Origin of the sequence: Rhodococcus sp. (in: high G+C Gram-positive bacteria) (genome assembly GCF_049591685.1) — a bacterium.
Taxonomy (GTDB): Bacteria; Actinomycetota; Actinomycetes; order Mycobacteriales; family Mycobacteriaceae; genus Rhodococcoides.
The window spans coordinates 1-11460 of the sequence record NZ_JBAWFH010000497.1; the positions used below are offsets into that span (position 1 = coordinate 1).

General features: G+C 64.5%; 13 protein-coding genes and 1 pseudogene. 6 read left to right on the forward strand and 8 right to left on the reverse strand.

Annotated elements, in window-relative coordinates; genetic code table 11:
- Window positions 1–801, reverse strand: an 801-nt coding sequence (locus WBQ44_RS20470) for an ATP-binding protein (protein WP_495568500.1), incomplete at its 3' end; no start/stop codon positions are given.
- 6 nt (window positions 802–807) lie between these two features.
- Entirely contained in the window at window positions 808–2385 is a 1578-nt protein-coding gene (locus WBQ44_RS20475; RefSeq protein ID WP_495568501.1) for a carboxyl transferase domain-containing protein, read from the reverse strand.
- Between the two features lie 108 nt (window positions 2386–2493).
- Between WBQ44_RS20475 and WBQ44_RS20480 the strand changes: the two genes are divergently transcribed.
- A complete protein-coding gene (locus WBQ44_RS20480) occupies window positions 2494–3102 on the forward strand; it encodes an SACE_7040 family transcriptional regulator (RefSeq protein WP_495568502.1) in 609 nt (202 codons plus the stop codon).
- Between the two features lie 2 nt (window positions 3103–3104).
- On the opposite strand, the gene WBQ44_RS20485 is transcribed toward WBQ44_RS20480, so the two are convergent.
- On the reverse strand, window positions 3105–3722 hold the full coding sequence (locus tag WBQ44_RS20485; protein ID WP_495568503.1) for a TetR/AcrR family transcriptional regulator: 618 nt from the start codon (window positions 3720–3722) through the stop codon (window positions 3105–3107).
- A gap of 122 nt (window positions 3723–3844) precedes the next feature.
- On the opposite strand from WBQ44_RS20485, the gene WBQ44_RS20490 reads away from it, so the two are divergent.
- The 4 genes from WBQ44_RS20490 to gdhA all read left to right on the forward strand — a co-directional run bounded on the left by WBQ44_RS20490 (window position 3845) and on the right by gdhA (window position 8312).
- The gene (locus WBQ44_RS20490; protein ID WP_495568504.1) at window positions 3845–5296 is read left to right on the forward strand and encodes an MDR family MFS transporter; all 1452 of its coding nucleotides are present in this window, start codon (window positions 3845–3847) and stop codon (window positions 5294–5296) included.
- A 29-nt stretch (window positions 5297–5325) separates the two neighbouring features.
- Window positions 5326–5475 (forward strand): hypothetical protein, encoded by a 150-nt coding sequence (locus WBQ44_RS20495; protein WP_495568505.1) that lies wholly within the window; start codon window positions 5326–5328, stop codon window positions 5473–5475.
- 172 nt (window positions 5476–5647) lie between these two features.
- A complete protein-coding gene (locus WBQ44_RS20500) occupies window positions 5648–6892 on the forward strand; it encodes an alpha-hydroxy acid oxidase (protein ID WP_495568506.1) in 1245 nt (414 codons plus the stop codon).
- Window positions 6893–6968: 76 nt separating this feature from the next.
- Window positions 6969–8312 (forward strand): NADP-specific glutamate dehydrogenase, encoded by a 1344-nt coding sequence (gene gdhA / locus WBQ44_RS20505; protein ID WP_495568507.1) that lies wholly within the window; start codon window positions 6969–6971, stop codon window positions 8310–8312.
- A 312-nt stretch (window positions 8313–8624) separates the two neighbouring features.
- Here gdhA and WBQ44_RS20510 read toward each other — a convergent pair whose 3' ends face one another.
- The 5 genes and pseudogenes from WBQ44_RS20510 to WBQ44_RS20530 all read right to left on the reverse strand — a co-directional run bounded on the left by WBQ44_RS20510 (window position 8625) and on the right by WBQ44_RS20530 (window position 11037).
- On the reverse strand, window positions 8625–8957 hold the full coding sequence (locus WBQ44_RS20510; RefSeq protein ID WP_495568508.1) for a DUF3140 domain-containing protein: 333 nt from the start codon (window positions 8955–8957) through the stop codon (window positions 8625–8627).
- A 3-nt stretch (window positions 8958–8960) separates the two neighbouring features.
- Window positions 8961–9176, reverse strand: coding sequence for a hypervirulence associated TUDOR domain-containing protein (locus WBQ44_RS20515; RefSeq protein WP_495568509.1), 216 nt, complete (start codon window positions 9174–9176; stop codon window positions 8961–8963).
- A gap of 88 nt (window positions 9177–9264) precedes the next feature.
- Window positions 9265–10161: pseudogene (locus tag WBQ44_RS20520) on the reverse strand (DUF6596 domain-containing protein).
- Window positions 10162–10169: 8 nt separating this feature from the next.
- Window positions 10170–10577, reverse strand: coding sequence for a YciI family protein (locus tag WBQ44_RS20525; protein WP_495568510.1), 408 nt, complete (start codon window positions 10575–10577; stop codon window positions 10170–10172).
- Window positions 10578–10677: 100 nt separating this feature from the next.
- Complete coding sequence (locus WBQ44_RS20530; RefSeq protein ID WP_495568511.1) at window positions 10678–11037, reverse strand: DUF8129 domain-containing protein; 360 nt, start codon at window positions 11035–11037, stop codon at window positions 10678–10680.
- A gap of 85 nt (window positions 11038–11122) precedes the next feature.
- Between WBQ44_RS20530 and WBQ44_RS20535 the strand changes: the two genes are divergently transcribed.
- Window positions 11123–11460, forward strand: a 338-nt coding sequence (locus tag WBQ44_RS20535) for an alpha/beta fold hydrolase (protein ID WP_495568512.1), incomplete at its 3' end; no start/stop codon positions are given.

Genomic DNA, 11460 nt, shown 5'->3' on the forward strand with positions numbered 1-11460 from the left:
TGCTTCACCGATTCTCGATCGAGTCCGCTCGTCGAGCAGTGGTGACGGCGCCTCCTCGATCACCTTCTGGTGACGCCGCTGCAGTGAGCATTCACGTTCGCCGAGATGGACGACGTTGCCGTGCCCGTCGGCGAGCACCTGAACCTCGATGTGCCGGGGGTTCAACACGAAGCGCTCGAGGAACAGGGTGTCGTCGCCGAAGGCGGACGACGCCTCACGCCTCGCACTGGCCAGCGCGGCCGCGAGATCCTCGTCGCGTTCGACGAGCCGCATTCCCTTGCCGCCGCCGCCGGCGGAGGGCTTGACGAGAATCGGGTAGCCGATGCCCGGAGCTTCGGCGAGCAACTCGGCGTCGGTGAGACCGGGTCGCGCCACGCCGGGTACGACGGGTACGCCGAACTCCGAGACCGCGTTCTTTGCGGTGATCTTGTCGCCCATCACCTCGATGGCGCGGGCCGACGGACCAAGGAAGGCGATGTTCGCGGCGGCGCAGGCGGCCGCAAACTGCGAGTTCTCGGACAGGAAGCCATAACCCGGGTGGATCGCCTGTGCGCCGGTACTTCTCGCGGCAGCGATGACCTTGTCGATGACGAGGTAGCTCTCCCGCGCCGATGCCGGTCCGAGCCGCACGGCGATGTCTGCCTCCCGCACGTGACGCGCATCGGCGTCCGCGTCGCTGAACACTGCGACGGATCGAATGCCCATGTGGCGCAGCGTGCGCATGACGCGGACGGCGATCTCACCGCGGTTGGCGACGAGCACGGTATCGAAATGGACTGGTGTGTGTTCATTACTGTTCATGACAGGTCACATCCTGAAGACGCCGTAGGAGACCGGCTCCAACGGCGCTTGCGCGCACGCCGAAAGTGCCAGCGAAAGTACAGTTCTCGTGTCGGCGGGGTCGATGATGCCGTCATCCCACAGACGGGCCGTCGAGTAGTAGGGGTTGCCCTGCGATTCGTATTGCTCGCGAATGGGTGCCTTGAAGGCTTCCTGCTCCTCGTCCGACCAGGGTTCGCCGGCCGCGCCGAGTTGGTCGCTGCGCACCGTCGACAGCACCGATGCGGCCTGCTCGCCGCCCATGACGGAGATGCGCGCATTGGGCCACATGAACAGAAATCGCGGCGAATAGGCGCGGCCGCACATCGAGTAGTTTCCTGCGCCGTAGGACCCGCCGATCACGACGGTCAACTTGGGCACCCGTGCGCACGCGACGGCCATCACCATCTTGGCGCCGTGCTTCGCGATACCGCCCGCCTCGTAGTCGCGGCCGACCATGAAGCCCGAGATGTTCTGCAGGAAAACCAGTGGGATGCTGCGCTTGTCGCACAGTTCGATGAAGTGCGCCCCCTTCATCGCCGACTCGCCGAACAGCACTCCGTTGTTGGCGACGATTCCGACCGGGTGGCCGTGAATGTGCGCGAAGCCGGTGACGAGGGTCTTGCCGTATTCGGCCTTGAACTCGTCGAACTCCCCGGCATCGACCATCCGGGTGATGACCTCTCGGACGTCGTACGGCGTCCGTGGGTCGGTGGGAACGACGTCGTAGAGCTCACGTTGATCGGCGATGGCGTCACGCGGGGCCACGACGTCCCATGGACGTTCGGCGCGCGGTCCGAGCGTCGCGACGATCTTGCGTACACGTCGGAGCGCGTCACGGTCGTCATCGGCGAGGTGGTCGGTGACGCCGGAGATCTTGGAATGCAGGTCTCCGCCGCCGAGTTCTTCGGCCGTGACGATCTCACCGGTGGCAGCCTTCACCAGCGGTGGCCCGCCGAGGAAGATGGTGCCCTGATTTTTGACGATGATGGCCTCGTCGCTCATTGCGGGAACGTAGGCGCCGCCCGCGGTGCACGAGCCCAGGACGGCGGCGATCTGAGCAATCCCCTTGGCGCTCATGGTCGCCTGATTGAAAAAGATGCGACCGAAGTGGTCGCGGTCGGGGAACACCTCGTCCTGGCGCGGGAGAAAGGCACCGCCGGAGTCGACGAGGTAGATACACGGCAGGGCGTTCTGCAGCGCGATCTCCTGCGCCCGCAGATGCTTCTTGACCGTCAACGGGTAGTAGGTACCGCCTTTGACGGTGGCGTCGTTGGCAACGATGACGCATTCACGGCCCGATACCCGTCCGATGCCGGCGATCATTCCCGCGCCGGGGCATTCGTCGTCGTACATGCCGTTGGCTGCCAGCGGTGCGATCTCGAGGAACGGGCTTCCCGGGTCAAGAAGTTCGTTGACCCGGTCGCGCGGGAGAAGTTTGCCGCGCGAGACGTGGCGCTCTCGAGACTTGACGTTTCCACCGAGGGCAGCGCGTTCGAGCCTGTCCGCCAGCTCGGCGACCAGCTTCTCGTGCTGCGCGCGACGGTCGGTCGAGTCGGTTGCCAAGGTGCCCTCAATTCGTCGTAGACGGGTATTTCAGTTAATGCCCACTAACCGACTGTAATAGTAAACTACGATTAACCGAAATGTCCACCATCACCTAGGAGCGAGCACGTGACGGCAAGCGACACTCGAGCCCCTACCAGCAGGGAGATCAAGAAGGCCGAGCGCCGCTCCGAGTTGCTAGAGGCCGCAGCCAGACTGTTCGCGGACCGCGGCTTCGCGGGAGTTCGACTCGAAGATCTTGGCGCCGCGGTCGGCGTCAGCGGCCCCGCCGTCTACCGCCACTTCCCCAACAAGGAAGCCGTGTTGATCGAGTTGCTCGTCGACATCTCGCAATACCTGCTTGCGGGCGGTCGGCGAGTCGCCTCGGACGATAGAGAACCGGCCGAGGTGCTCGAGAGCCTGGTCGAGTTCCATCTGGACTTCGCGATCGAGTCGCCGGCGTTGATCAAAATTCAGGATCGCGATCTGCAATCGCTGCCCGAGTCGGCCCATCGGCGCGTGCGACGGATGCAGCGAGAGTACGTCGAAATCTGGGTGTCGGTGCTTCGCCGACTGAACCCGACGATCGAAGAGGCCGACGCACGCACGATTGCGCACGCGGCGTTCGGGCTGATGAACTCGACGCCGTTCAGCGCGAAGAAGGCGGTGTCGCGTCGTACCCGAACGCTGTTGCGCGACATGATGATCAGCGCTTTGGGTTTGCCCTCACGGGCGTAGGTTCAGCGAACGACTCGACGCAACTCGGCACGGGTGTTCCGGTAGATCTCACCGAGGTCCGCATCCTCACCGGCGTCGATGCGGGTGGCCCACTCGTCGGATGCGACCCGCAGCGTCATCCCCGCACCCTCGACGAGTAGCCGCGCGAAGGCGACGTTCTCGCGTCCGCCGATCTTCTCGGCCATAGTGTCGGCGAGCCTGCACAGCATGGTTGCATCGAGGGCCATCGCGACCGCCCGCAGGTGCTCGTCGCCGATGATGAGCCGACGGGTCCGAAGAAGTCGGCTTCTCGTGTCATCGGATGCCTCGACGAAGCGGAGTACCGCTCGCTCGTAAATCGCTTCGAGCGCAGCCAGGTCGACATCTTGCGGGTCCGCAGCCTCGAGCCACGCGTCGACCTCGCCGTCGACGTCGACATTGGCCGTCAGAATCGACTCTTCCTTGGTCTTGAAGTGCCTGAAGAAGGTGCTCGGCGAGACCCCCGCCGCTTTGGCGATCTCGTCGACGGTGGTGGCGGCGACGCCGCGTTGCTCGAACAGGTCGAGCGCGGCCTGGTTGATGTCCGATCGAGTCTCTCGACGTCGACGCTCCCGCAGGTCGAGTACTGGACTGTCGTTCACCTGGCTCTCCTTCTGTTGGCCGTCAAGTTACCAGCCGTATCTAAGTTGACAGTCACTGCCATTTCGAATCACACTATCAACCAGACACCGAACCGCACTCTTCGAGGGATCCGAGCACACACATGCAGACAGACGCAATCGATTCGCAGCAGCCGAATCGGACCGACAGCACCCGAATACCGCCCGGCGGCAAGCTGCTCATCGGGATCCTGGTAGTCGCTGCGTTCGTGATGATCCTGAACGAGACGATCATGAGCGTCGCGCTCCCGCGGTTGATGGAAGACCTGAGCATTCCCGCCAGCACGGCGCAGTGGTTGACCACCGGCTTCCTGCTCACGATGGCGGTGGTCATCCCCACGACCGGGTACCTGTTCCAGCGCTTCACGCTCCGTCAGGTGTTCGTGGCCGCAATGTCGTTGTTCACCTTCGGCACGCTGCTCGCCGCCACCGCACCCGGCTTCGAACTGCTGCTGACCGGACGCGTCGTTCAGGCCAGCGGTACCGCGCTGATGCTGCCGCTGCTCATGAACACCGTGCTCAACCTCGTCCCGGCGCACGAGCGCGGAAAGATGATGGGGGTCATTTCCATCGTGATCGCCGTTGCGCCCGCCGTCGGCCCGACAATCTCCGGTGTCGTCCTGAGCGCTCTGGACTGGCGTTGGATGTTCTGGCTCGTCCTTCCCATCGCTCTCGTCGCGTTCGCGGTCGGCGTCCGCCTGGTCAAGAACGTCACCCCGACGAGCAAGCCGTCCTTCGACGGCGTGTCCGTGGTGCTGTCCGCGTTGGCCTTCGGCGGTCTCGTCTACGGGCTCAGCAGCATCGGACACTCCACGGAGGATGCGACGATTCCGGTGTGGGTTCCGTTGGCCGGCGGCGCTATTGCGTTGGGCGTGTTCGTCTTCCGTCAGATCGCGCGCCAAGACTCGGGCCGCGCCCTGCTGAACATGCGGCCGTTCTCCACCCCGACGTTCACCATCGGCCTCGGCATGCTGATGATTTCCATGATGGCCTTGTTCGGCGCGCTCATCCTGTTGCCGATGTACCTGCAGAACGTGCGTGGACTCGACACCTTGACCACAGGCCTGATGCTGCTCCCCGGAGGCTTGACGATGGGCCTGCTCGCGCCGTTCGTCGGTCGGGCATTCGACCGAATCGGACCGCGTCCACTGGTGATCCCGGGAGCCTTCATCGTCTCGGCGGCGCTGTGGCTGATGACGATTCTCGACGCCGGAACCGCCCTTCCGGTGGTCGTCGGCATCCATGTTCTGTTGTCGGTCGGTCTTGCGACGATCATGACGCCGCTGATGACGTCCTCCCTCGGTTCACTTCCGACGCAGTACTACTCGCATGGAAGTGCCATCTTCAACACCTCCCAGCAGCTCGCGGGTGCAGCAGGAACGGCCCTGTTCGTGACGGTCATGTCGACCACGGCAACGAGCCGGATCGCCTCCGGATCGGCGGAGTTGGCAGCGAACGAGGCCGGAATTCACACCGCATTCCTGTGCGGCGGGATGGTGTCGCTTCTGGCCGTGGCCGCGTCGTTCTTCATCCGTCGGACAACCACGACGGGTTGAGATCCGCACCGACCGGCTATTCACCGCCCATGACGAACAACGATGGCAAGAAAGACACGGCGGAGAACGACGCGGCAGAGCCCAAGGGTGGGCATCCCGGACCGACCGACGAAGGTAAGGACGGCGGGATGGCCACCCGCGAGCTTGCGCCCGAATTGACCGAGAACGACGAGGCCTGAACGCTCCGGTTCAGTAGCCGCATTCGCGGAGGCCACGCTCCAGCGCCTCTTGCGGCGGGCGGGAGCAGGCAATTAGTGTGGTCAGACCACACCCCGGGTGAGCCCCGGTCCGACGCTTTTCTGCAACCACGCTGTTCTACAACCACGCTCCCCCGAAGCCGAGGACCCACCGATGACCCAGCGCCACCTGCCTAAACTCCGCGATCTCGCGCCGCTCATGCAGTTCGAGAAGCCGAGCTTCGACTTCAAGGCGAACCGGCTGGCGAAAGCGCAGACCGTCTACGACCTGCGCACAATCGCGCAGCGCCGGACACCGCGGGCTGCGTTCGATTACACCGAGGGTGCCGCCGAGGCCGAGATCTCCCTGCGGCGCGCACGCCAGGCATTCGAGGACATCGAGTTCACACCGTCGGTACTGCGCGACGTCGCAAAGGTGTCCACCGGCTGGGATGTGCTCGGCGCGCCGGTTTCCCTGCCGTTCGGCATCGCGCCCACCGGTTTCACCCGCCTGATGCACACCGAGGGCGAAATCGGGGGCGCTCACGCCGCCGCGAAGCACGGCATTCCGTTCTCGTTGTCCACCATGGGAACCACCGCTATCGAGGACGTCAAGGCCGCCAACCCCAACGGACGCAACTGGTTTCAGCTGTACATGTGGAAAGACCGCGATCGCTCGATGGCTCTGGTCGACCGCGCCGCGAAGTCCGGCTTCGACACCCTATTGGTGACGGTGGACGTTCCCGTTGCCGGAGCCCGCTTGCGCGACAGGCGAAACGGCTTCTCCATTCCGCCGCAGCTGACCCTGGGCACCGTTGCCAATGCCATTCCGCGCCCCTGGTGGTGGTACGACTTCCTGACTACCGAGCCGCTGTCGTTCGCCTCCCTCGACAAGTGGTCGGGCACCGTCGGCGAATTGCTGGACACGATGTTCGACCCCACCGTCGACTTCGAGGATCTGCGCTGGATTCGCGATCAGTGGCCCGGCAAGGTCGTGGTCAAGGGCATCCAGAACGTCGCCGACGCAAAGAAAGTCGCCGACGTCGGGGTCGACGGCATCATTCTGTCCAATCACGGTGGGCGACAACTCGATCGAGCGCCTATCCCGTTCCACCTCCTGCCCGAGGTCGTCCGCGAGGTGGGTAGCGAGTACGAGATTCACCTCGACACCGGCATCATGTCCGGGGCGGACGTCGTCGCGGCCATCGCGCACGGTGCCCGCTTCACCCTGCTCGGACGCGCCTACCTCTACGGCCTCATGGCCGGCGGCGAGGACGGCGTCAACCGCATGATCGAGATCGTGGGCGAGCAGGTTGCCCGCACGATGCGTCTGCTCGGCGTGGGCTCACTGGAGGAACTGACGCCCGCGCACGTGACGCAACTGGTGCGTCTCGCACCCCGCGCGCTCACCGGCATGTAGGTGCGCCGCCTGCCGGGCGTGATTGTTACGGTTGTATTTCCGAAATCTCACGGCCGGCAGAAAAGGTGACCCCTCAGTGTCCACGCGCGATCAGATTGCTGCCATCTACGAGCAGGTTCGCACCCGTAACGCAGGTGAGCCCGAGTTCCATCAGGCGACCGCCGAGGTGTTCGAGTCGCTTCAGTTCGTGCTCGAGCGTCACCCGCACTACGCCGACAGCGGCCTGATCGAGCGCTTGTGTGAGCCGGAGCGTCAGATCATCTTCCGTGTGCCTTGGGCCGACGACGCCGGAACCGTGCACGTCAACCGCGGTTTTCGGGTGCAGTACAACAGCGTACTCGGCCCGTACAAGGGTGGCCTGCGGTTCCATCCGAGCGTGAATCTGGGAATCGTGAAGTTCCTCGGGTTCGAGCAGATCTTCAAGAATGCCCTGACGGGTCTGCCCATCGGCGGCGGCAAGGGTGGCTCGGATTTCGACCCCAAAGACCGTTCCGAAGCCGAGATCATGCGGTTCTGCCAGTCGTTCATGACAGAACTCCACCGCCACATCGGGGAGTACACCGACGTGCCCGCCGGCGACATCGGTGTGGGTGGCCGCGAGATCGGCTACCTCTTCGGCCAGTACAAACGGCTTACCAATTCCTACGAGTCCGGTGTTCTCACCGGTAAGGGCACCTCGTGGGGCGGCTCGCAGGTGCGTCGCGAAGCCACCGGCTACGGCGCCGCATATTTCGTCGACGACATGCTCAAAGTTCGCGGCCGTTCACTGGACGGCGCGAAGGTGGTCGTATCCGGATCGGGCAACGTGGCCATCTACGCCATCGAAAAGATCCATCAGCTCGGCGGACTCGTCGTCGCCTGCTCGGATTCGTCGGGCTACATCGTCGACGAGAAGGGCATCGATCTCGAGGTGCTCAAGGACATCAAGGAGGTCCGCCGCGGCCGCATCAGCGAATACGTCGACGCCGTTCCACACGCGGCGTACACCGCGAAGGGATCCATCTGGGACGTGCCGTGCGAAGTGGCACTTCCGTGTGCCACCCAGAACGAGCTGGACGACGCCGCCGCTGCCGTACTGGTGAAGAACGGCGTCCGTGTCGTCACGGAAGGCGCCAACATGCCCACGACCCCGGAGGCGGTGCAGGTCTTCCGTGACGCCGACGTCGCCTTTGCCCCCGGCAAAGCAGCCAACGCGGGCGGCGTCGCGACCTCTGCGTTGGAAATGCAGCAGAACGCCTCGCGCGACTCGTGGAGTTTCGACTACACCGACACGCGGCTTGCCGCGATCATGAGCCGGATACACGAGCGAACCATCGCCACCGCCGACGAATACAACATGCCGGGCGACTACGTTCACGGCGCGAACATCGCCGGGTTCGTCACCGTTGCCGACGCGATGATCGCCCAGGGTGTCATCTGACGAGTCGAACGACTGATGACCGACGGCCTTGTTCCCGACACTCCGTGGGCAAAAAGAACGCGCCCGCATCGGAGATTGCCTCTCACGCGGGCGCGTTGCTCGGTTGTTGATCTACGCTGCGGTCACATCACTGTCGACCCTGCCGCCGTCTTGCTCGTCGAGCCCGAGAATCGAATTCCACCAGGCTTGCCGTTCGGTGCTTTCCGTCCAAACTACTGAATCCAACTGTTCGCCTCCACCTCTTGTGTCGCCCTCTTGACACCATGAATGCCCCGGTGACCAGGTTGCGAAACGTGGGGGTGGGCGGAAACGCTACTTCTTGGTCGGATCGTGGCCCCAGTTCATCAGCGAATACCGCCACGCCGTGTCGCTGATGTCGCCGGACGGTGTCTGCGCGAGGTGCCGTTTGGCGTACCCGACGACCTTGCGCATGTGCGCATAATCGTCGTCGGACAGATCGCTCTTCTTGGTGTGGAGAATCTCGATGATGCGGCGGCCGCTTGCGTGCCCGGTGGATTCGCCGCCGTCCTTCTTTTGGCCGACGTCCTTCGATTCGTCGGTCTCCAGAAACTTTTCCAGTTCGCCCGCCGTCATGTTGACGACGTCATGGAACTCTTTCCAGGTGTCGGCATCGTCGTCGGCCACGATCTACGACTTCTTCTTCAGCGCCGACGGCTTGTGCACGGCATCCTTGCCGGACTTGTCGCTTTCGACGAGGTACTGCGGGTCGTCCTTCGAGGCCTTGACGGTCCTGCCACCGGCCTCGGTCTCCGACGTGATCTTCTTTTCGACGGTGCCTTCGGTGGTGGTGCCGTGTGTCTTCCACTCGACCTTGTCACCCTTGCTGAGATCGTCTTTCGACATGGAGCTGTCCCTTCGGTCGTCTTCATCGACAACGGGTGGCTACCCGCTCGTGCCGCGGCACACACCTCGGCTCGGCCGCCGACTGTGGTCACCGACGCAGCGCTGCGTCAATTCGCGCCGCCTGCAGAGTCAGGTGATGACGCTCCGCGAGGTTCGACGCGGCATGTGCAGCATCGCTGTACAGCTCGGCAGCGCGGGCGTGCTCGCCCGCTTTGTCGCGTAGGTATGCCTCCGCCGCGGTGCGACGTGGGACCCCGGCGTCGACGGTTGCCAGCGCCGCCAGCCCGGCGACCGGTCCGTCGGCCTGGCCCACGGCGACAGCCCGATTGAGCCTCACGACGGGAGTGTCACTGAGCAACAGCAATTCTTCGTACCAGCCGACGATCTGCACCCAATCGGTCTCCTCCGCGCGGGGCGCGTCCGCGTGCAGTGCGGCGATGGCGGCCTGTGCCTGAAATTCTCCGAGACGGTCCCGGGCAAGCGCGGTCTGCGCAATGTTCACTCCCTCCGCGATCAGCGCGGTGTCCCACAGCGTCCGATCCTGCTCGGCGAGAGGCACGAGGGTGCCGTCCGGTCGCATGCGTGCGGGTCGTCGCGCATGGTGAAGCAACATCAGCGCGAGCAACCCCGCGGTCTCCTCGTCATCCGTCCGGGACCGCAGTTCACGGGTCAGGCGGACTGCCTCTGCGGCCAGGTCGACGTCTCCCGAATACCCCTCGTTGAACACCAGATACAGCACCCGTCGAACCCTTCCCGGATCGCCGGGCGCGTCGAACCGCACGCGACTCACCGTGCGCTTGGCTCTGCTGATGCGCTGCGGTGACCAGCCACCCCTTCGGATCAGCGGGCGGCGCCTTCTCCAGGTGACCGTCGCCTGGAGAAGCGCCTCCTGCACGGCGTCCTCGGCCGTCGCGAAATCGACTCCGCCATAAACCAGGACACCGATCACCGCGGGAACGATCTCCCTCAGCTGCCGCTCGTTCACGGATCAGGTCAGTCGGTGATGGTGCTGGGCGTGCTCATCATCGGCCGGACCTCGAGCCACTCGTGGATCGGTGCGCCGCCTGCGCCGGGTGCAGCCGACAGCTCACCTGCGAGTTCGAGTGCCCGCTCGTAGGTGTCGACGTCGATGACCATGAAACCGGCGATCAGATCTTTGGTCTCGGCAAACGGGCCGTCTGTCACCGGAGGCTTGCCCTCACCGTCGTAGCGAACGAAGGTGCCCTCGGGCCGCAGCGCCTGACTGTCGACGTATTCGCCCGTGCTCTGCAACTTGGCCGCGAAGTCGTTCATGTACTGGATGTGGGCGTCCACCTCCTCCGGCGTCCACTGGTCCATCGGTACGTCGTTGACCGGTGCGAGTCCGCCGCGGTAATGCTTGAGGAACAGGTACTTCGCCATGATGTCTCCCTTTTCGTTGCGCAGCCCGTGTGGCCGCTTCACCACAGGGACGGAGCCGCCGGGCGGATTTCGACATCATGCTCGCACGAAAGGTCTTTTATCAGGGCTTTCCCCGCGCAGGCGTCTGCTCGGCGACGCCGTGCCGCAGTGGCGTCGTACCCTCGGGGGCCTGGCTCGGGTTGGCCGCCGAGGTGCCTGCGGTACCGGACACCGGCGGCGCAGCGGTCGGGTCGCCGGACGAAGGCTCGGCCCCATTGCGCAGGCTCTCCGAGCGCGCGCTCAGAATCAGCAGCACATGTGGGCGATTTGCGGCCTGCTTCTCGTGCTCGATCACCTGCGCCAACTGTTCCTCGGACAATGAACGGATCCGACTCTCGATCGACCCGACGGTCAACTGGTCGTAGTCCGCCACCAGCGTGTTCACATCGAACTTATCCTGTGCATTCTCACTTTCGCTCATGCCGACGGCTACCCCTCCCCGAGTCGAACAAACGTCGGTAATCGGAACGCCGTTCACGCTCCGGCAGCGCAGCTACGATGCCGGGATGACAATGCGGTACGACGTCACCGGCAGTGGCCAAACCCTCCTTCTCGTGCACGGTGTGGTCCATCGCCGCCAAGCATGGAACCCCGTACTCGATCTACTGACGCCCTACCGACGCGTCGTCACCGTCGACCTCCTCGGCCACGGAGAATCAGCCGAGCTCGACCTCACCGCACCCGACCCACTGGCGCTCCTCGTCGACGGCCTCAGCGACCTACTCACCGAATTCGAAACCCCTGACCAGCGAGTGCACGTTGCGGGCAACTCGCTCGGCGGTTGGCTCGCACTCGCGCTCGCGTGCAGGGGACGCGTCGCCTCCGCCACCGCGCTCTCCCCCGC

Bases quoted from the DNA above. Each gene is read 5' to 3' on its own strand.
- WBQ44_RS20490 (WP_495568504.1), top strand. From the start codon at position 3,845: ATGCAGACAGACGCAATCGATTCGCAGCAGCCGAATCGGACCGACAGC.
- WBQ44_RS20495 (WP_495568505.1), top strand. From the start codon at position 5,326: ATGACGAACAACGATGGCAAGAAAGACACGGCGGAGAACGACGCGGCA.
- WBQ44_RS20500 (WP_495568506.1), top strand. From the start codon at position 5,648: ATGACCCAGCGCCACCTGCCTAAACTCCGCGATCTCGCGCCGCTCATG.
- WBQ44_RS20515 (WP_495568509.1), bottom strand. From the start codon at position 9,176: ATGTCGAAAGACGATCTCAGCAAGGGTGACAAGGTCGAGTGGAAGACA.
- WBQ44_RS20525 (WP_495568510.1), bottom strand. From the start codon at position 10,577: ATGGCGAAGTACCTGTTCCTCAAGCATTACCGCGGCGGACTCGCACCG.
- WBQ44_RS20530 (WP_495568511.1), bottom strand. From the start codon at position 11,037: ATGAGCGAAAGTGAGAATGCACAGGATAAGTTCGATGTGAACACGCTG.